Below are 19,755 nucleotides of genomic sequence, written 5' to 3' on the forward strand. Positions count from 1 at the left end.
TCCTGCCCTGTTCGCCGGGGCGCTCCCGCCCCGGCTACTCCCCCGTCACCCCGTCGATCCGCTCCCGCAGCAGATCGGCGTGGCCGTTGTGGCGGGCGTACTCCTCGATCATGTGCGTGAGGATGTGCCGCAGGGAGTACGTCGTGCCGTCGTGGGATCCGGCGGCGTCGAGGGAGGCAGCGGCCGCGACGATCGCGCGGGAGCGGTCGCACTCCGCCCGCCACACCCGGAACGCCTCCTCCACATCGGCGTCGTCGACGTCCCACTGCGCGTCGTCCTCCCCCCGGGGCCCCACCCAGTGGGGCTTGTCCGCCTCCCCGAGCAGCACGCACCGGAACCAGCCCCGCTCGACCTCGGCGAGGTGCCGGACCAGGCCGAGCAGACTCAGCGAGGAGGGCGGCACCGCCCACTGCCGGAGCTGAATCGGCGTCAGCCCCGCGCACTTGACCGCGAGCGTCTCGCGCTGGAAATCGAGGAAGGCGGTGAGCATGGTGCGCTCGTCGGCCTCGCCCGGGGGTTCGGTCCGGGTGTCTCCGTGACGGTCATCACTCGGCATCGGCATCGGCGTCGACATCGCCCCATGATGCCGAGGGCACAGCCGCCCCACCAGTACCCGAACGCGCCTTCCCGGAGCCTCCTCCACCCGAGGCCCGCCGCCGGAACCGCGATCGCCTGCGGTTAGGGTCGAAGAGGCGATGCCACGGTCGCGGCCGAGCCGGAAAACACCCGGCCGCAAGGAAACGGGCGAGAGAAGGACTCGGCGTACAGATGACGGATTACCAGTTCGAGCTGCGGCCCTACTTCCAGAAGAAGATCCGGGGCCGCAAAGGCTTCGTGGGCGCCTTCGAAGAAGTGACGGTGGAGGCGGAGCGCCGTAAAGGGTTCGCCCGGACCACCGGCGTCCACATGGACGTGCGCGTGTACGGCGAGAAGATGCCCGACCTCCTTTACCAGACGGTGGGCCCCGGCGAGCCGACGCTGAAGAACGCACGCCTCACCCTCGCCGGTCAACCCGTCCGGCTCCACTTCGACGACAAGGCCTACCGCACCACCGCGCGGGCGCTGCACCTCGACTACCAGGACCGTTCGTACGAGTACGTGGTGACGCGCGCCAGGAAGTCGGCCTCGCTGAGCCGTCCCGGCGTGACGGTTTCCCTGACCCGGGGCCCGAGCCCGGCGAAGAAGGGCATGAGCAGTTTCGGCAGCGTGACCGGAGAGGCGGACGCCGTCGATCTCGCCCTTGCCGTGGCCTTCGAGGAAATCGACACGGGCGAACTCACCGCCGGTGGGGCGATCTCCAGCACCGTCAATCGGCTGCTGTTCCCGGGGCGGAACGAGGGCGGCGCGGAGTAGCTGCCGGCTCGCCTCCGGCCGCGGGCTTGCCTACCTTCCCTACCGATCACAGGCTTGCCTACTGTCCGTCGATTCATGCACCGGACGGCGACTCATTCACCAATTCATCGGATTGAGTTTGGATTTGGCGACGCCCTTCCCCAGATCGCGCGCTTTGTTCCCGACCCAGTCCTTGGCCTTTCCGGCACCGTGCTTGATGTCGTCCCAGTGCTCGACCACCTTGGCCCCGCCGTACACGGCGCCGGTGACCACGGTGGCGCCGATGGTGAAGGGATTCGGCGCGATCATCGCGGACGTCAAGGACGCGTTGAAGCCGACCTCCGCCACGTCCGCGACGTATCCGGCGCCCTTCTTCTTGAAGGCTTCCTTCGGATTTCCCTGCGCCCACACGTTGGCGGCGCTGACGCCCGTGGACAGGGCGCTCCCGCCGATGCCGGCGACGCGCAGGAAGCCTCCCGTCTTGGACGCCGCGCCGAGGCCCTTGAGGAACGGGGAGGCCGTCTTGCCCGCGGCGATGACGCCGGGCCGCGCGTTGTTGAGCTTCTGGAAGTAGGCCGCCGTACGTCCGACCTTGAACAGGTTCGCCTGCCCGGCGCGGGCGACCAGCGCCCCCGAGTGCGTGAGGCCTCCGTACCGTGCCGCCAGCGCGTCGGATCCGACGAGGAAGTTGACACCTCTGGTCACCAGCGGGGAACGCACGACCGGCAACGTCCGGAAGCCGTCCCAGGCCCGCCCCAGCAAGGTGCCCCGGAGCGTGGTGGTGAACGGGATCCGCGTGGCCTGCTGGTAGAGCCTGTTCCGGGCGAACAGGTTGCCCAGCTGGCCGGGGAGCCAGCTGCCCGGGGCGGCCAGCGAGCGCAGCTCCCCCGCGGGGAGGCCCAGCAGGCGGGCGCCCGCCCAGGCGCGCACGCTCCCTCCGCGCGCCCACCACTCGGCGTTGACGGCCTTCCTGAGGAGTCCGCTGTGCCAGGAGTTCTGGGCGAAGACGGTGGTCATGGCCGTGGCCGCCACGGTGGTCACACCACCGACCTTGATCATCCCAAGAACCTCGCTGAAGTCCTTGAGCCCCTCCTCGATGTTCTTCTCGCCGACTCCCTTCAGCCCCGGCACCTTCGCCAGGTAATGCGCCTCGATACGCGCCAGCCAGTCGCTGTACGTCTCCCGGTCACCGCGTTCGAAGAGCTGGTCGCCGCGTACGAGCGTCGCCCGCTTGCGCAGGTCCGGCGCCGTGGTGGTGACCCAGGAACGCATCGGCTTGATGGGGCCCAGCTTGTCGGTGACCCCGAGGTTGGACGCCCGGGTGAAGGCCTCGTCAAGTTTGTCCTCCAGGCCGCCCTTGCCGTCGATGAGCTTGGCGAGCTGGTCGAGGTCGTCCGGATTGACGTTCCGCATGTCGTTCCCCCTACCGCGGGTGCTACGCCGACGCCGCGGCTGCGAGCAGTTCGTCCTTCTCCGGCAGGAGGTCCGCGAGCTTGTCCCAGACCTCGCCCGCGCTGGAGCGGACGAGCCGCAGCGTGCTCCCGGGACCGACCTGGCCCTCCTGGATCGGCTCCTCGGGCTGAACCCGCAGCCAGTACCCGTGGACCCCGCAGTCCCACACCGCTATGGAGCGCACCGACTGGGCGTTCTCCGCGCCCCATGCCGTGGTCATGCGCCACGTGGCGTCGAGGTTCAGCGTCAGGTCGACGAGCGCGGTCAGCTCGGGCTCGGCGAGGTCGCCGGCTGCCGCGGAGAGTGCGGTACGGGCCACGTCCCGCAGGTCCGCGTGCTCGTCGGTGACGTCTTCCAGGGCGGCGAAGAGGGCGTCGAGCGCGCCCATGGTCGAGGTGATGGACGTGACCGAGACGCTTGCGGAGTTCTCGGCGGCCGCCCGCTCCTCCCGCCGCAGCTTGACCTTGCGGGCCATCTCCCACACCAGGGTCCCCGGCTCGATCGGCACGTACTCCGACTCCTCCTCGCCCGGCCAGGCGTCGTGCGAGAACACGGCGTCCTGCCCCACGACCAGGCCGTGGGCGAGGGACCCGTGCTGCCCGGTCACCTCCGCCTGGATCATCACGAGCGGCCGCGCCAGGGCCGTCAGGAACTCCCGGAGAAGCGGGGACAGCTCCCCCTCCGGCCCCACCAGGCCGATCTGCTGCAACTCACCGAGCGAGTGGTACAGCTCGGCGGGCGGGGTCTCCTTGTCCAGGAGGTGGGCGAAGACGGCGAGGTGGCGTTCGGCGAACTTGAAACGGCCGCGGGAGCTGTCGAAGGAAGGCATGCGGATCAGTGTCGCCTACACTGATTCGCTATCGCGCAGGGGGGAGCAGGGGGAGCGGCCATCCCCGCGATGGGCGACCGGCGTGCGCGCGGCCTCAGCCTCGACCTAGGGCGCCCGCAGCCCTCGACGCTACGACAGCCTGTCCATGAACCTTCCCGGCGCCGAGACCAACGCGCCGCGCAATGAGAGGTTTCGCGCGTACACGCCCTCGAACAGGATGGCGATACTGATGTCCACCGAGTCGGCCGCACCCTGGACGCTGCCCGAGATCACGTTGGGATCCCTCCAACTGGAGCGCTCCATATCGACCCTTGCTTCATCACGCATCAGCGCGTGATGCCGCTTGTCCTGCTTCTCCACATAGGTGTACTCACGCCCGACGGCCCAGATGCGAAGCCCCCGTTCCTCCTTGCCCGTCCCCCAGGACTTCCTGGAGAAGGCGGCGTCACGTCCGGCGACGCGCAACTTCCCACGGGCGAGCCTCGGCCTTCCGGAGTACGGCCACCCGACGAATGACGACGGTGGGATGCTGTCGCCCGTCACCAGCGCACCGATATGCGTCGTCCGATCCTGGACATGGACCAGCTCCAGCGCCGGGACAACAAGTTCCACGGCCCCAAGGCCGCTCACCTCACCGCCCCAGAAAGAAATACGCTCCCGCGGACTCGCGTGTCCGGTGGAATACCTGTGCCGTAGTTCAAACGAAGATGCGCCCATACCTGCCTGCTCGCCTTTCCCGTGCCGCGGTCAGTCGAAGGGGTTCAGCCCGCTTACCAATTTCTTGCCGCCCTCCTTGAGCTTGTCCACACCCTCCCCGACCTTCTTGCCCGCCCAGCGTCCGGCATCGGCGACCTTGCCGGGGAACTTCTTCACCTTGTCCCAGTTGTCGATGATGGAGGACACCCCGTAAACGGCTCCTGTCACCGCGGCTGCTCCGAGGGTCCAAGGAGTGGGCGCGACCATCGCAGCGGTCAGCGAGGCATTGAAGAGCGTGCCGGACACGTCGGACACGTATCCGGCCTTGTCCCGCTTGAATGCCTCGACGGGATTTCCTTGCTGTACGACGTCGAACGCGCCCATGGCCGTCGACACCACACCGCCGCCGACACCGGCGACCCGCCAGAAGCCACCCGTACGGAGAGCGGTGCCGGCTCCGGTCGTGAAGGCGGCAAGCCTTCCTGCGCCACCGATCCGCTGCAGATTGGACGCGTTCTTGCCCACCTTGAGAAGGTTGGCCTCCCAAGCCCACCGCTTGCCGTCCAGGATCGCGAGGCTGTTCTTGCCCGCAAGCGCATCGAGAATCGGCGCGGGAATCCTGGCCCCGATCCTGGCTCCCATCCTGACGACACTCGCCGGAGTGAACTTGGACGGTGACTGCCCGCGGAGAAGCTGCGAAAGCGTGGTGCCGGGCGCCTTGAGAAATTCTCCATGCTTGAAATGCTTGATGAGTTTCATCGTGCCGAGAACCGACATCTTGAACACTTGCGGCATGGTCGAGGCCAGCGCCGTCAACTCGATGTAGTCGCTGACTACTTCGCCCGCGTTCTTGTTGTTCGTGACCTTAGCGACGGCCTCACCCTTGATCCTGGTCAACCAGTCATTGAGCGTCTCGCCGTCCTGTCGTTTCAGCCAGCCAGGATCGAATTTGTCGCCGTTGGCCACGGAAGCGTTCGCGATGAGCATCGTGTCCGGTGGCAGGTCCACGCCCTTCAGCTGCTCGGGCGTAAAACCCGCATACAACGCGGCTGCCAGCGGGTCGCCGTCGCCCGCCCGGATGATGGCTGCCCGCTTCCGCAGGTCCGGCGCCGTCTTCGTCACCCATGACGTCATCGGGCTGATGGGTGCGAGCTTGTCCCGTACACCCAGGTTCGAGGCGCGTGTGAACGCCTCGTCCAGGCGGTCCTGCAAATTACCTCTGCCATCGATCAGCTTGGCGAGCTGCTCGAGGTCCGTCGGTTTGGCGAGGCGCATGGAGTCGTCGGTCACTTGTCCCCCTGAGTCCGACTCGACTTGATCGCGGTTGCTGGTTCGGCTCCCACTCGGATGGCTGCCGGGTTCTAGGAAGCCGATGCGGGCGCGTCGACGAGGAGCTGGTCCTGATCGGGCAGAAGGTCCGTGATGCGCCCCCAGATCTCCTTGGCCGTGACACGGCGTACTTTGAGCTCACTGCTCGCATCGACCTGACCCTCCTGGATCGGCTCAGCCGGAAGCTCCCGTACCCAGTAGCCCTCCAGGCCGCAGTCCCAGACAGCGAGGCCGGCCAAGCCGAGGTCGTCCGGCCGCGCCTCATTCCTGGGCCAGACCACGGTCATCCGCCACATGCAGTTGAGTTGCGCCAAGATCTCCGTCAAGCGGGGCGGTGCGTTCACTGCTTCGGTGATGGCGTCGGTTTCCTCGGCGCCCTCGGACTCCATGCGGTCGACGATCGCGTCGAGGACGCCCATCGTCGAGACGATCTCCTCGCCGACGGCCTCGGCGTCGGTGTCGTCCTGATGCAGGTCCACCATTCGGGACAGCTCGAAGACCAGCATCTCGGGTTGGACCGGGACGTACTCCGACTCCGCCTCCCCCGGCCATGCCTCGTGGGCGAAGACGAACTCATTACCGACGACGGCACCACTGGTGGACACGCCATGCCGCCCTGTCAGTTCCACGCGGGCGATGACATGCGGCTCCAGCAAGGTGGAGACAAGCGGGAAGAGTTCGGAGGCGATCTTGTCGTCGTCGTCGAGGATTCCTGCGGACCGCAGTTGCGAGCGCGCCTCCCCCAACTCCCCCGGCACCTCCCCCTCCTCCACCAGCAGCCCCAGCACACTGATGTGCGCGTCCGACAGCCGCAGCCGTCGCCGGGTCGGATCCATGGCAGGCATCTTCGTACTCCCTAGAGGTGGTGGTGGTGGGGGGCGGCGGCGGTCGCCCGGGACAGGGCGGTGAGGAAGGCGGTCCGGTCGCGGGTGGCGATGGTGAGGTGTTCGCCGCCGCGGGTGGCGAGCACCACGCCGTCCATGCCCAGCGGCACACCCCAGGCCCCGCCGACGAGCCGCGCGGGGCGGCCAGGGTCCGGCGCGGTCCCGGTCAGGGCCGCCCGCACGGAGCCGGGGTCGAGCGTGTCCAGCGGGAGGCGTTCACGGCCCACCCGCAGGGTCCGCGCGTCCAGGTCGATGCGGTGGTGGACCAGCTTCGACAACGGGACGGCGAGGCAGCCCCCGAGAGGCAGCAAGAACAGCGCGCCCAGGCCGAGCCAGACACCGAGGTCGTCGGGCAGCGCGCCCACGCCCATGTACGCCATACCGGCAAGGTAGGTCACCACGCATATGACCGACCACGTTTTCGCGGGCCTCTCCACGTAATACATGCATCCTCACCGCTGGTTCTCACCGCTGGTTCTCACCGTTGGTTCTCGCCGCTTGTTCTCGCCGCTGGTTATGGGGCGTGTCCGAGTGGTTGACGCTATCCATGCGTCCCGCAGTTCCGCCAATGGTGATATGCGGTCAAGTGCCCCATAGCAGGCAACTCACTGCGGGTGCCAGCGTGAGAATGCCTACTCGATACCGACGCACCGGGCATTGCGGGAGCAATTGAATCGGAGCGGGACGGGAATTCTTTCTTCCGCCGTCCCGCCACCGTCCCGCACTTCGACACCCCCGAGCGCCCCTGAGTACTCTCGTCCCAGGACTGGCCACGAACGCGGGCGTCCGGGGGCAGGCCCCCGCCGCGCCAGGCGGGCCGGCGACGACAGTTCAACGGGGAGGTAGTCGAGGTGGCGGATCCAGAGCTTGCGGAACAGACGAAAAGGGCTTCCCAGTTGCGGAGCCTCGCGGACCACATCGAGGATCTGCCGAAGGCCACGCGCGACTTCTCGACCCAGCAGATGAAGTCATGGGCCGGGCCGCACGCCGACGATGTGCGCGGCGACCTGAAGAGCTGGAAGACCAAATGCGAGAACGTCGCGGAGGCGCTGCGCGATGTCGCCCGCAGCTGCGACCAGGCGGTCAAGGACGCGAAGAAGGACAAGAAGTAGCGACGCAACAGCGAAGGCGACGCAGCGCAAGCGGAGCAGCGCAGTCGGAGCAGCGCAAGCGGAGCAGCGCAGTCGGACCAGCGCAAGCGGAGCAGCGCAAGCGGAGCAGCAAGGGGCGAGCGGGCCGGGGGGCCGGGCGTCGCCGCGTCGAGGGCCGAGAGGAACACGCAGCATGCAGGTCATGGTGACCGCCGTACGGGAGGGCGTCGCCCCGCAGGACGTCCTGCTGACCGTGGAGGACGACGCGACGGTCGCCGACGCGGCGGCCTGTCTCACCGTCGCGGCCGACACGAGCAACGTGGTCACGGGACGCTTCCCCGCCTCCCTCGGCGGTAAGGGCCACGGCGGTAAGGGCCACGGCGACAAGTGCCACGGCGACAAGGGCCCTGGCGGCAAGGGCCATGAGGACCCGCTGGGGCCCAAGGCCTCCGGGCTGTGGGTGGACGGGACCCTGCACGACCCCGCCGCCCTCGCCTCCACGGCCCTGCGCGACGGTGTCCGCGTCACCGCGGACGACTCCATCGGCCCCTTCCTGCGGGCGGGCGAACCGGTCGGCCGCTTCGAGCTGCGCGTGTGCGGCGGCCCGGACACCGGCCGCGTCACCCGCGTCCAGGCGGGCACCGTGAGCGTCGGCACCGACGCCTCCTGCACGCTGCCCGTCGCCGACCCGACCGTCCCCGGCCTCGCCTTCCGCCTCGCCGTGGGCGTCGACGGCAGTGTCACGCTCCGCCCCCAGGACGGCGTGCCGCTGACCCTGGACGACACGCCCGTGACCGCCGACTGCCCCTGGCCCGCGGGCCTGCTGCTCGCGGTCGGCGACACCCGGGTGATCCTCGCCGAGACGCAGGCGCCCGACGCCCACCTCGCGCCCACCGACGACGGCGGCTACGCCTACAACCGCCCGCCCCGCTTCTCCCCGCTGCGGCAGCGCCCGCGGGTGACGGTGCCCGCGGAGCCCGTGAAGGGCGAGGGCCCCCGGCTCCAGCTGATCACGTCGTTCATACCGGCCCTGTTCGGTCTGAGCATGTACTTCATGACCCGGCAGGTCTACACGCTGCTCTTCTGCGCGATGAGCCCGCTGATGATGCTCGGGTACTGGTTCAGCGAGGCCCGCCACCAGCGCAAGAAGTACAAGCAGGACGTCAAGGAGTACAAGCGGGCGTGCGTCGCGTACGAGGCGCAGGTCACCGAGTTGGGCAAGGCCGACCAGCAGGCCCGCCGCGCCGCCCACCCCGACCCCGCCGAGCTCCTGCTGTACGCGACCGGGCCGCGCCGACGCCTCTGGGAGCGCAGGATCGTCGACCCCGACGTCCTCCAGCTGCGGGTGGGCCTCGCCACGCTGCCCGCGGAGATCGAGCTGCGGGCCGCCAAGAGCAGCAGCTTCGACGAACCGCCGGAACCCCCCGTCGTCGCCGACGTCCCCGTCACCCTGCCGCTGCCCGACCTTGGCGTCATCGGTGTGGCGGGACGGCGCGACCTCGGCCTCGCCGTGTCCCGCTGGCTGCTCGCCCAGGCCACCGGGCTGCACAGCCCGCGCGACCTCTCCCTCGTCGTGCTCTCCGCGGCCGCCGACGCCCGGGACGCCTGGGACTGGGCGCACTGGCTGCCGCACACCGCGCCGCAGCAGGGCCAGGACTGCATGTCCCTGGTCGGCTCCGAGCCCGAGGTCGTGGGCCGCCGCATCCAGGAGCTCCTCGCCGAGCTGGAGCGCCGCAAGGCGAGCGCCAACGACTTCGGCGCCGCGAACCGGCTGCGCCCCGACCCGTTCGTACTCGTACTCCTCGACGGCGCGCGGCTGCTCCGGCGCATGCCGGGCGTTCCGCAGCTGCTCCAGGAGGGCCCGCAGCACGGCATCTTCGCGGTGTGCGTCGACGAGGACGACCGGCTGCTCCCCGAGGAGTGCAAGGCCGCCGTCATCGGACTGCACGAGCAGCCGCACCACGTACGCGTCAGCGGCGGCGGCCTCGAACACGTCGGTGACGTCCTCGCCGACCAGGTGTCCGGCGCCTGGTGCGAGCTTCTGACCCGGTCCCTGGCCCCGGTGCGCGACGTCAGCCAGGACGACGCCGACGCCGCCCTGCCGACGGCCGCCCGGCTGCTGTCGCTGCTCGGCATGCCGGACCCCACGGGCGCCGACGTCGCCGGCGTCTGGCGCCAGGGCGGCTCCACCACGGCCGCGCCCATCGGCGTCGCCGCCGACGGGCCCTTCGTCCTGGACATCCGCAGGGACGGGCCGCACGCCCTGGTCGCGGGCACCACCGGCGCGGGCAAGTCCGAGCTGCTCCAGACGATCATCGCCTCGCTGGCCCTCGCCAACCGCCCGGACGCCCTGAACTTCGTCCTCATCGACTACAAGGGCGGCAGCGCCTTCCAGGACTGCGCCCAGCTCCCGCACACCGTCGGCATGGTCAGCGACCTCGACGCCCATCTGACGGAGCGCGCCCTCGCCTCCCTCGCCGCCGAGCTGCGGCGGCGCGAGGAGATCCTCTTCGACACGGGCACCAAGGATCTGGAGGACTACAACGACACCCGCAGGATCCGCCCGGAGCTCGCACCGATGCCCCGGCTCGTCCTGATCATCGACGAGTTCGCCTCGCTGGTCGCCGAACTCCCCGACTTCATCGCGGGCCTCGTCGACATCGCCCGCCGCGGCCGGTCCCTCGGCGTCCACCTCATCCTGGCCACGCAGCGGCCCGCCGGTGTCGTGAGCGCCGACATCCGCGCCAACACCAACCTGCGCATCGCGCTGCGCGTGACCGACGGCGGCGAGTCCTCCGACGTGATCGACGCGCCGGACGCCGGTGCCATCGCCAAGTCCACGCCCGGACGCGCCTACGTACGCTCCGGCGCCCAGTCGCTCGTCGCCGTGCAGTCGGCGCGTATCGGTGGCCGCAGGCCCAGCAACGACGCCGACCGGCCGAAGGCGACCGCGTTTCCCGTGGACTGGGCCGCGTTCGGCCGCCCGGCCCCGCGCATCGCGTCGAACGACGACGACGGGACGCTGGTCACCGACCTGAGCGTCCTGGTCGGCGCCATCCGTGCGGGCGCCGAGCTGATGGGTTTCGGCGAGCAGCACAGCCCCTGGCTGCCGCCGCTGCCGGACCTGCTGTGGCTCGGCGAACTCCCCGACGTGGCCGAGACGCAGCCGCGCGCGCACGGCGAAGTCCCGCCCATCAGGATCGGGCTCACCGACCTGCCCGCGCAGCAGCGCCGGGCGCCGCTGGCGCTCGACCTGGTGCACGGCGAGCACATCATGCTGGCGGGCGGCGCCCGCTCCGGCCGCTCCACGGCCCTGCGCAGCCTCGCGGGTTCCCTCGCGGCGAACACCTCACCCGCCGACGTGCACCTGTACGGCATCGACTGCGGCGCGAACGCCCTGCTGCCGCTCGCCAATCTGCCGCACTGCGGCGCCATCGTCACCCGCGACCAGCCCGACCGCGTACGCAGGCTGCTCGACCGGCTCTCCGGCGAGATCGCCCGCAGGCAGCAGTACCTGGCCATGGAGGGCCTCTCCAGCGCGGCCGAACAGCGCGCGACGGCGGCGCCCGAGGACCGGCTGCCGTGGATGGTGCTGCTCATCGACAACTGGGAGGGCTATGTCGCCGCCCTGGAGAACGTCGACTACGGCAAGCTCATCGACATGGCCACCAAGATCTTCCGGGAGGGCGCGGCGGTCGGCGTGAAGGTCGTCATGACCGCGGACCGCAGCGGCTTCAGCGGGCAGGTCTCGCCGTCGTTCGCGGACAAGCTGATCCTGCGGCTCACGGACGCCAACGAGTACTCGCTCGCCGGCCTCTCCGCCCGCGAGGTGCCCAAGGACATGCCGTCGGGCCGTGCCCTCCGCCTGACCGACCAGGGCGTCCAGGAGAGCCAGATCGCGCTGCTCGCCCCGGACCCCTCCGGTCAGGCGCAGGTCGCCGCCCTGCGGGAGATCGCGGCCGAGGCGAAGCGCGTGCACCCGGTGCCGCCGCGGGACCGCCGTCCCCTGCGGGTCGACGAGCTGCCCATGCGGATCACCCTGGAGCAGGCGCACGCCCTCGACCCGGGGTTCGTGCCGCCGTCGCCGCTGTGGACCCTGTTCTGCGTCGGCGGCGACGAGTTGGAGCCCATCGGCATCGACCTGGACGAGTCGGGCCCCGGCTTCGTGATCGCGGGCCCGCCGAAGTCGGGCCGCTCGACCGCCCTGCTCGTGGCGGCGAAGAGCCTGCTCGCCAACCAGGTGCCGACGATCCTGGTCACGCCGCGGCGTTCACCGCTGCGATCCCTCGAGGAGCACCCCGGCGTACTCGGCGTGCTCACCGCGGACAGCACGGAACGCGACCTGAAGGAGCTGGTCGACCGTACGGACGGCAAGTTCGCCGTGGTGGCCGACGACGCGGACATGCTCTACGACGGCTCTCTGGACCGGCCGTTGGAGGAGGTCGCGCAGAACGGCAGGGACGGCGGCATCGCGATCGTCGTCGCGGGCGCCACGGACACGCTCAGCTCGCAGTACCGCGGTTTCGTGGTGGAGGCGCGGCGGTCGCGGCAGGGCATGATCCTGTCGCCGCAGAGCGCGTCGGACGGCGAGCTGTTCAACGTCCGGGTGCCGACCGGGTCCGGCGGCGGTCCCGTCGGCCGCGGCATCCTCGTCCGCTCCGGCCTGATGGTGCCCGTGCAGGCCATCCTCGACGCCTGACCGTGAGCGCCCGCGGGCGCCCGCGGCATGTGTGTGTGGGGGGCCACCGTTTCCGGTGGCCCCCCACACACAGGTACCGCTGACGCGGCATCGGATCAGCGGGCGGTGGCCTGCTCGATCCGGTCGTGGCTGTTCTTGGCCGACTTGTGGGCGTCGCCCAGCGAGTCCGCGAGACGGTTCATCTGCGGCTTGAACTCGCGCCACTCGTCGCGGAACCGGTCGGCGCCCGGTCCCTTCCAGAAGCCGTGGCTGTCGTTGGCCTGGCCGTCCAGGAGGTGGATGAGGTCGCGGACCTCAGTCTCCTTCTTCTGGAACGCCTCGTACAGCTTCTGCAGCTTCTCGAGTTTTGCACCGCGGTCGATGTCGGACATCGATACCTCCCCGTGTCGCTAAAGTAAATATTCTCAACTGCCACGTGGGACGCTACCGCACCTGTCAACGCCAGGTTTACCGCACGCCGCATCCTGCGACGGTCCTGCGACATTGCCGCGACACAACGGTGTTCGACGAATCCCCCATAGCGGGGCTCAGCCGACTTTCCGCAACCGGGCTTCCGGATCGCCCGCCTTCGGGTCCACGGAGGTGTACTGCAACTCCGCGCCGACCGGGCGCAACCGCATGGTGTGGGGCGTCTGGGAGCACTGGCCGTCGTTGGTACGGGCGCCGACGCCGCGCGCCACGAGTTCCTTGGCGGAGGCCGACTTCAGGGTGAGGACGTCGACGCACTTGTTGCCGATGAGGTCCGTCTGCGTCACCGTGCCGATGCGCCGGCCGGGCCCGGACGCCTGCTGCACGGTCACGTCGAACGTGCCGAGCGGTACGAGTCCGTTCTGCGTCGACGCCTTGCCCCGCCACTCGCCGAGGTAGCGAACGGGAACGGCACCGCCCGCGGGTGTCCGCGCGTCGCCCGTCGCGCTCGGCGTCCTCCCCGCCGAGTCCTTGGTGTCGTCCCCGTCCTCCGGCAGCATGGCGAACACGAACACCGTCCCCACCGTGACCGCCGCCAGCGCCCCTGCCACAGCCAGGACCACCGTGCAACTCACCTTCCGGCCACGCCCGTCGGACCCCGCGGGCGCGGCCGCCGCGGCCACGGAGAGGGAGAGCTTGCCGGGCCGCGGGGAGTCCTCCGGTCCACCGCCGGTACCAGTGGCGCCGCCGTCGGTGACCGCGGGCGCGACCACATACGACACCGCGGGCGGAGCCCCGTACGACGCGTCCGGCGGTCCGAACACCCCCACCGCGGGCCCGGTGAACGGCACGGGCCCGGACGCGGGCACCGGATCTCCGGGCGGCGGCCCGGCGGCGGGTGCGCCTGCCGCGTCGAGGTTCAGGAGCCGCACCGCGCTCCTGCTCACCCGCTCCACGAGCGGTCCCGGCAGCCAGCCCGCCGTCACCAGGGCGGCGGCTCCGCCGGGGGCGAGGCGGCGGGACACGTCGGCGGGGGCGGGGCGTGCCGCGGGGTCCTTGTGCAGGCAGGCGGCGGCGAGGTCACGCAAGTCGCCGCTCAAACCGCCCAGTTCGGGCTGTTCGTGGACGACTTTGTAGAGCAGGGCGGCCGTGGAGTCACCGGGGAACGGCGCGCGGCCCGTCGCCGCGAAGACCAGCACGGCACCGAGGGAGAAGACGTCCGCCGCGCCGTCGACGCCGTTGCCGAGGATCTGTTCCGGCGCCATGTAGCCGGGGGAGCCGAGGGAGACGCCGGTCGAGGTCAGCGCGGTGCGGGTGGCGGTGCCGTCCGTCGCACGCGCGATGCCGAAGTCGATGAGGCAGGGCCCGTCCAGGGTGAGCAGCACGTTGGACGGCTTCACGTCCCGGTGCACCAGGTCCAGGCCGTGCACCTGTGCCAGGGCCTCCGCGAGACCCGCGACCAGGACGCGCGTCGAGTGCTCGGGCAGGGGCCCACCGTCCCGTACCGCGTCCGTGAGGGAGGGGCCCGCCGCGTACCCGGTCGCCACCCACGGCACCGGCGCCCCCGGGTCCGCGTCCAGGACCGGCGCGGTCCAGGCACCGCCGACCCGCCGGGCCGCCTCGACCTCCCTGCGGAAGCGGGCGCGGAACCCCTCGTCCTGCGCGAAGTGCGGATGCACGACCTTGACGGCGACCGTCCGGCCGCCCGCGCTGCGGCCGAGGTAGACCCGGCCCATGCCGCCGGAGCCGAGTCGGCCGAGCAGCCGGTAGGGCCCGACGGCGGTGGGCTCGTCCGGTTCGAGCGGGTGCATGGCGAAGGCCTCCCCCAGATGCGGCGACCGCATGCCCGGCATGCCGGTGCTGGGGGCCAGCGTAATCGGAGCGGACTGCGGCCTCACACCCTCCGGGTGTTCGGCCCCGGCGCCCGGGAGGTCCGGTGCCCGCTGGGGAAAAGGGCCCGCTGTTCATTGCGGTGACGCCGGTCGTCAATCCCGGCGACGAGTTCCTTTATGAGAGCGGTGGCACAGCGGAAGGCCGCAAATCGGCATCCGTATGACGAATGCCGGATCCGGAGGGCGAGTGCGGGATCCGATGACGCGTGCCGCATCCGACGACGAGAGCCGGATCCTATGACGCGTGCCGCATCCGACGGCAAGTGCCGGATCCTATGACGCGTGCCGCATCCGACGGCGAGTGCGGGGCGGTCTCGAATTCCGCGCCGGTGAATTCACCCCGGCGCTCCACCCGGGCCGGGTCAGGTCCGGAGAAGTTCCACCTGCACGTCCGGGGCGAACCCGGTCGTCGCGCCGACACGCCGTGCGAACTCCCGCACCCCGGCCAGCTGCGGGCCGCCGAAGCGGAAGTCGAGCGTCGTGAAGTACCGCTCCAGGACGTCCGCGTCGAACATCTCCCAGCGCGCCGCCTGCTCGGAGACCTTCGCGACCTCCTCCAGGGACAGGTCGCGGGACGACAGGAACGCCCGGTGCACCTCGCGCACGACCTCGGGCGCACGCGCGAGGTAGTCGCGCCGGGCCGCCCACACCGCGAAGACGAACGGGAGACCGGTCCAGTCCTTCCACATCCGGCCGAGGTCGTGGACCTCCAGGCCGAGCCGCGGGCCGTCGATGAGGTTCGCGCGGAGCGCCGCGTCGCCGATGAGGACGGCGGCGTCGGCCTCCCGCATCATCAGGCCGAGGTCGGGCGGGCACGTGTAGTAGTCGGGCCGCACGCCGACCTTCTCGGCCAGGAGCAGTTGCGCCAGGCGTACGGAGGTGCGCGAGGTGGAGCCGAGCGCGACGCGGGCCCCGTCGAGGCGGTCCAGGGGCACCTGCGACACGATCACGCAGGACATGACGGGCCCGTCGCAGCCCACCGCGAGATCGGGGAACGCGACCAGTTCGTCGGCGTTCTTCAGGAACTCCACCAGGGTGACGGGGGCGACGTCGAGCTCGCCGCGCACCAGCTGCTCGCTGAGCTTCTCCGGCGTGTCCTTGGTGAGCTCGAAGTCGAGGAGGTTGCCGGTCCTGGCGAGGCCCCAGTACAAGGGGAGGCAGTTCAGGAACTGGATGTGACCGACGCGCGGGCGCGCGGTGCGGACGGGGTCTGCTGCCCCGTCCGAGGTGTCAGCGGGAGAATTGTCCACATCGGCGAGGTTAGCCCGCCCCCGGTCCGGTGCGACGCGCGGGGCCCCTGGGAGCAGCTCGGGGAGCGCTCCCGTCAACCCTTCCCGGAGCTCTGTCAAACCTCCGGGTGACGTGATCTTGATCCCTATTGCTTTCGGGTGCCTGCGTGCTAAGCTCGCCGCAAGTTGCAGTTTGGTTTCCCTTGCAGTACAGAGCCTGCGGAGCATGTGACCCGCGGGCTCTCGTCGTTTTCAGACTTTTGCAGTTGTTTCAACAATCGCAGGTTCTGGAGCAGGGCAACCCTTTGGCCCAAGGAGGGCTTATGGCTACCGGAACCGTGAAGTGGTTCAACGCCGAAAAGGGCTTTGGATTCATCGCCCAGGAAGGCGGCGGCCCCGACGTCTTCGTGCACTACTCCGCGATCAACGCCAGCGGTTTCCGCTCCCTCGAGGAGAACCAGGCCGTGACCTTCGACGTCACGCAGGGTCCGAAGGGCCCGCAGGCGGAGAACGTCACCCCCGCGTAGCGGTGGGTTGATCCGGAACGGAAGCAGTACCCAAGGAGCCCTGCGCCCCTCGCACCCGCGAGGAGCACGGGGCTCCTGCCTTTTTCTGGCGGGGGCTCTTTTTTCTGGCGGGGGCGCCTTTTTCTGGCGGGGGCGCCTTGGCTGGGGGTTTTCGGCCTTCGGCCTCGTCCTCAAGCGCCGGACGGGCTGGAACCACCCCGGGGCGGGGCTGGAATCGCCCCGGGCGGGGCTGAAACCACCCCCGGCAGGGCTGAAACCACCCCCGGCGGGACTGAAACCACCCCGGGCGGGACTGAAACCACCCCCGGCAGGGCTGAAACCACCCCCGGCGGGGCTGAAAGCGCCCCGGGTGGGGCTGGGACCACCCCGGGGCTGGGCTGAAACCGGTGGGGCATAGGGGTGGGTGGGTGGGAAAAATCGCCGCGTAGCGGGGCGTTGTTCATGTGTGTTGCATGATCAGGACGAACGTCGTGCCGGGGGCGAGTGCCTCGTACGCATGGGGGACGTCGCCCCGGTAGGACATGTAGTCGCCGGGGGCCAGCTCCACGGACTCCCCCACGGGCCCCGCGGCCAAGCGGCCCGTGCTGAGGATCAGGTGTTCCACGGAGCCGGGGATGTGCGGCTCGGAAGCCCGCACGGAGCCAGGCTCCATCGCGCCGTGGTAGATGTCGCGCCGCACCCCGACAGGCCCGGCGGACAGCAAGGTGCCCGCGTACGAGGCCTGTTCGGCGTGGATCGTGGGGCCCTCGCCCGCACGGATCACGGTGACCGCGGGACCGGGCGACTCGGCGAGGACACTGAACGGGACGCCCAGCGCCACGGCCAGCGCCCACACGGTCTCGATGCCGGGGTTGCCGGACGCCGCCTCCAGCTGGGAGAGCGTCGACTTGGCGATGCCCGCCCGCTTGGCCAGCTCGGAGAGGGACAGGCCGGCCCGGACGCGCTCACGGCGCAGCGCCGCCGCGATCCACTCGCGGGGCAGCCCCGCCGGACGAGGCGCCGCCGCGCCTTTGCCGCCATCGGTCATGCGGTGTACCTCCACTCCGACCCTCGTTCGGTACAGAGTACCAATCGTTCGGCTTGACGAACGCTCGTCGATTTGTTCATCTACGAGGCATGCGTTCGTCAGACCGAACAGATGACCCTGTAGAGCGAACATCCTCCGGCGGCCTCGTCCGCTTCTCCGAGCTGCCTCCGGGCGTCCTGCGCGACATCGCGCTCGTCCTGGTCGCCGACGCCGTCGTCGGCGTCTCCTTCGGGGCGATATCCGTCGCGGGCGGCCTCCCGCTGTGGGTGCCGATCGCGATGTCGCTGCTCGTGTACGCGGGCTCCGCCCAGTTCAGCGCGGTCGCCCTGCTCACCGGGGGCGGCGGACCGGTGGCCGCGGCGGCGACCGGGCTGCTCCTCAACTCCCGCACGGCCGCGTTCAGTCTCGCCGTCGCCGACAGCCTCGGCCGGACCTGGCCCGCCCGGCTCGTGGGCGCGCACCTGATCACCGACGAGACGGCGGCCTTCGTCATCGCCCAGCCCGACGCGCGCAGCCGCAAGGCCGCGTTCTGGATCTCCGGGATCGGGCTCTTCGCCGTGTGGAACGTGAGCGTGTGCGCGGGCGCGCTCGCCGGTTCGGCGCTCGGGGACACCGGGCGGTTCGGGCTCGACGCCGCGTTCCCGGCGGTGCTGCTCGCCCTGGTGCTGCCCGCGCTGCGGGACGACGGGAACGCGCGCCGCGCCGGTGCGCTCGGCGCCGTGATCGCCCTCGCCGCCACCCCGGTGCTGCCCGCCGGAGCACCGGTGCTGCTGGCCCTCGCCGGCCTGGTGGCCATCCGCCGCAAGAGCCCCGATCACCCCGAGCGCCCCGGGAGTTCCTCATGAACGCCTATCTCGTCTGTGTCCTGGTCCTCGCCGCCGGAACCTATGTCTTCCGCCTCGCGGGCCCCGTCCTGCACGGCCGCGTCGAACTGCCCGCGCGCGTACAGGAACTGCTGACCGTCGGCGCCACCGTGCTCCTCGTCGCGCTGCTCACCACCGGCGCGTTCACCGAGGGGCAGGAGTTCGCGGGCTGGTCGCGGCCCGCGGGCGTGCTGGTCGGGGGCGTGCTCGCGTGGCGCCGGGCGCCGTTCGCCGTGGTCGTGGTGGGGGCGGCTGGCGCGACGGCACTGCTGCGGCTCGCGGGGCTGTCGTAGGCAAGCCGGACGCCACGAACACCACAGACGCTCACCGCGCGGCGGGCTGCCGCACGCGCCCCGTCGCGCACCCTTCTTGACCGCGGCCCCGACGGCTAACGTCATGGTCATGGTCATGGCCAGGCGGACGATCACCGTGCACCATGTACGGGCCGTGCTGCGCGGCGCCGAGCGCGTCGGCGTCGACACCGTGCCGCTGCTACAGGCCGCGCAGATACCGCCGCTGCTGCTCGGGGACGACCGGGCGCGCGTCACGGCCGCCCAGTTCGCGCGTCTCTTCCGCGAGTTGTACCGGGCCACGGACGACGAGTTCCTCGGCCTCGGCTCCTCGCCGAGCAGGCCCGGCACCTTCGCGATGATGTGCCACGCCGCTCTGGGCTGCCGCGATCTGGGTGCGGCGATGGAACGCGGTGTGACGTTCTACGGGCTGTTCCCCGGCGGCCCCGACCTCGCCGTGACGCGGACGCGGGACGGCGTCGTCCTCACCGTACGCAACGACCTCGACCAGGACTTCTTCCTCGCCGAGTGCCTGGTCGTCGTCTGGCACCGGCTGTGCAGCTGGCTGATCGGCCGCCGCATCGTGCTGCGCTGGGCCGACTTCGGGCATCCGCCGCCCCCGCACAAGGACGAGTACGAGCTGCTCTTCGGCTGCCCGGTCCGCTTCGGCGCGGCCCGCACCGGCACCGGGTTCGACGCGCACTGGCTGGCCGCGCCGCTGGTGCGGGACGAGGACGCGCTCGCGGCGATGCTGCGCCGGGCGCCGTTCGACCTGCTCTCGCGCCGGGACTACGGGACGACGGTCGCCGAACAGGTGCGGCGGGTGCTCGCGGTGGCGCTGCGGACCTCGCCGCGGCTCCCGTCGCTCGGCGAGATCGCGGCGCGGCTCGCGGTGAGCCCGGCGACACTGCGGCGGCGGCTCGCCCGGGAGTCCACGTCGTACCGGCAACTGAAGGACGCGGTGCGGCGGGACGCGGCGATCGCCGGGCTCGCCGAGGGGAACGAGCCGATCGCGCACCTCGCGGCACGGCTCGGGTTCTCCGAGGACACGGCGTTCCACCGGGCGTTCAGGCGCTGGACGGGAACTACGCCTGGGGCCTATCGGGCCGCCGACGGGTCGGGTCAGCAAAGCTGAGCGTTCGCGTCAGCCCCTTTCTTACTCGCCGGTCACTACGGTCGTACGGTCGACTCCCTCATCCCCCCATCG

Annotated in this window: 18 protein-coding genes; 7 read left to right on the top strand and 11 right to left on the bottom strand. The window is 70.8% G+C overall.

Annotated elements, in window-relative coordinates:
• Positions 1 to 34 precede the first annotated feature (34 nt).
• A complete protein-coding gene (locus GPA10_RS03465; RefSeq protein WP_246258639.1) occupies positions 35 to 574 on the bottom strand; it encodes a DinB family protein in 540 nt (179 codons plus the stop codon).
• A gap of 194 nt (positions 575 to 768) precedes the next feature.
• On the opposite strand from GPA10_RS03465, the gene GPA10_RS03470 reads away from it, so the two are divergent.
• A complete protein-coding gene (locus tag GPA10_RS03470) occupies positions 769 to 1,353 on the top strand; it encodes a hypothetical protein (RefSeq protein ID WP_157164057.1) in 585 nt (194 codons plus the stop codon).
• Positions 1,354 to 1,449: 96 nt separating this feature from the next.
• On the opposite strand, the gene GPA10_RS03475 is transcribed toward GPA10_RS03470, so the two are convergent.
• The 6 genes from GPA10_RS03475 to GPA10_RS03500 form a co-directional block, all read right to left on the bottom strand.
• The gene (locus GPA10_RS03475) at positions 1,450 to 2,745 is read right to left on the bottom strand and encodes a PE-PGRS family protein (RefSeq protein ID WP_157164058.1); all 1,296 of its coding nucleotides are present in this window, start codon (positions 2,743 to 2,745) and stop codon (positions 1,450 to 1,452) included.
• Positions 2,746 to 2,767: 22 nt separating this feature from the next.
• Entirely contained in the window at positions 2,768 to 3,613 is an 846-nt protein-coding gene (locus GPA10_RS03480) for a hypothetical protein (protein WP_157164059.1), read from the bottom strand.
• 129 nt (positions 3,614 to 3,742) lie between these two features.
• A complete protein-coding gene (locus GPA10_RS03485) occupies positions 3,743 to 4,225 on the bottom strand; it encodes a hypothetical protein (protein ID WP_343040251.1) in 483 nt (160 codons plus the stop codon).
• Positions 4,226 to 4,360: 135 nt separating this feature from the next.
• Positions 4,361 to 5,599 (bottom strand): mucin-2, encoded by a 1,239-nt coding sequence (locus tag GPA10_RS03490; RefSeq protein ID WP_343040253.1) that lies wholly within the window; start codon positions 5,597 to 5,599, stop codon positions 4,361 to 4,363.
• Positions 5,600 to 5,670: 71 nt separating this feature from the next.
• Positions 5,671 to 6,474, bottom strand: coding sequence for a hypothetical protein (locus tag GPA10_RS03495; protein ID WP_157164061.1), 804 nt, complete (start codon positions 6,472 to 6,474; stop codon positions 5,671 to 5,673).
• Between the two features lie 20 nt (positions 6,475 to 6,494).
• Positions 6,495 to 6,902, bottom strand: coding sequence for a hypothetical protein (locus GPA10_RS03500; protein ID WP_246258642.1), 408 nt, complete (start codon positions 6,900 to 6,902; stop codon positions 6,495 to 6,497).
• A 516-nt stretch (positions 6,903 to 7,418) separates the two neighbouring features.
• Between GPA10_RS03500 and GPA10_RS03505 the strand changes: the two genes are divergently transcribed.
• Together GPA10_RS03505 and GPA10_RS03510 are read left to right on the top strand one after the other, a co-directional pair.
• Positions 7,419 to 7,634: a hypothetical protein gene (locus tag GPA10_RS03505; RefSeq protein ID WP_157164063.1), complete on the top strand. Its 216-nt coding sequence runs from the start codon at positions 7,419 to 7,421 to the stop codon at positions 7,632 to 7,634.
• Between the two features lie 172 nt (positions 7,635 to 7,806).
• A complete protein-coding gene (locus GPA10_RS03510) occupies positions 7,807 to 12,312 on the top strand; it encodes a type VII secretion EssC family protein (RefSeq protein WP_157164064.1) in 4,506 nt (1,501 codons plus the stop codon).
• 95 nt (positions 12,313 to 12,407) lie between these two features.
• Here GPA10_RS03510 and GPA10_RS03515 read toward each other — a convergent pair whose 3' ends face one another.
• The 3 genes from GPA10_RS03515 to GPA10_RS03525 all read right to left on the bottom strand — a co-directional run bounded on the left by GPA10_RS03515 (position 12,408) and on the right by GPA10_RS03525 (position 15,862).
• The gene (locus GPA10_RS03515; protein WP_051852801.1) at positions 12,408 to 12,683 is read right to left on the bottom strand and encodes a WXG100 family type VII secretion target; all 276 of its coding nucleotides are present in this window, start codon (positions 12,681 to 12,683) and stop codon (positions 12,408 to 12,410) included.
• Between the two features lie 156 nt (positions 12,684 to 12,839).
• Positions 12,840 to 14,531 carry a serine/threonine-protein kinase gene (locus GPA10_RS03520; protein ID WP_157164257.1) on the bottom strand — a complete coding sequence of 564 codons (1,692 nt, stop codon included), beginning with the start codon at positions 14,529 to 14,531 and terminating at the stop codon, positions 12,840 to 12,842.
• 443 nt (positions 14,532 to 14,974) lie between these two features.
• A complete protein-coding gene (locus tag GPA10_RS03525; protein WP_058848014.1) occupies positions 14,975 to 15,862 on the bottom strand; it encodes a menaquinone biosynthetic enzyme MqnA/MqnD family protein in 888 nt (295 codons plus the stop codon).
• A 302-nt stretch (positions 15,863 to 16,164) separates the two neighbouring features.
• Here GPA10_RS03525 and GPA10_RS03530 point away from each other — a divergent pair, with 302 nt between their 5' ends.
• Positions 16,165 to 16,368, top strand: a complete 204-nt coding sequence (locus GPA10_RS03530; RefSeq protein ID WP_016645643.1) for a cold-shock protein — start codon at positions 16,165 to 16,167, stop codon at positions 16,366 to 16,368.
• Between the two features lie 439 nt (positions 16,369 to 16,807).
• On the opposite strand, the gene GPA10_RS03535 is transcribed toward GPA10_RS03530, so the two are convergent.
• Positions 16,808 to 17,395: a helix-turn-helix domain-containing protein gene (locus GPA10_RS03535; protein ID WP_157164065.1), complete on the bottom strand. Its 588-nt coding sequence runs from the start codon at positions 17,393 to 17,395 to the stop codon at positions 16,808 to 16,810.
• Positions 17,396 to 17,484: 89 nt separating this feature from the next.
• On the opposite strand from GPA10_RS03535, the gene GPA10_RS03540 reads away from it, so the two are divergent.
• The 3 genes from GPA10_RS03540 (at position 17,485) to GPA10_RS03550 (ending at position 19,683) form a co-directional block, all read left to right on the top strand.
• Entirely contained in the window at positions 17,485 to 18,240 is a 756-nt protein-coding gene (locus GPA10_RS03540) for an AzlC family ABC transporter permease (RefSeq protein ID WP_157164066.1), read from the top strand.
• Positions 18,237 to 18,551, top strand: a complete 315-nt coding sequence (locus GPA10_RS03545) for an AzlD domain-containing protein (protein WP_058848012.1) — start codon at positions 18,237 to 18,239, stop codon at positions 18,549 to 18,551. The genes GPA10_RS03540 and GPA10_RS03545 overlap by 4 nt, the downstream gene beginning before the upstream one ends.
• A 115-nt stretch (positions 18,552 to 18,666) precedes the next feature.
• On the top strand, positions 18,667 to 19,683 hold the full coding sequence (locus GPA10_RS03550) for an AraC family transcriptional regulator (RefSeq protein WP_198351499.1): 1,017 nt from the start codon (positions 18,667 to 18,669) through the stop codon (positions 19,681 to 19,683).
• Positions 19,684 to 19,755: the final 72 nt, after the last annotated feature.

It is taken from the genome of Streptomyces typhae (assembly GCF_009755605.1).
GTDB classification, from domain to species: domain Bacteria; phylum Actinomycetota; class Actinomycetes; order Streptomycetales; family Streptomycetaceae; genus Streptomyces; species Streptomyces typhae.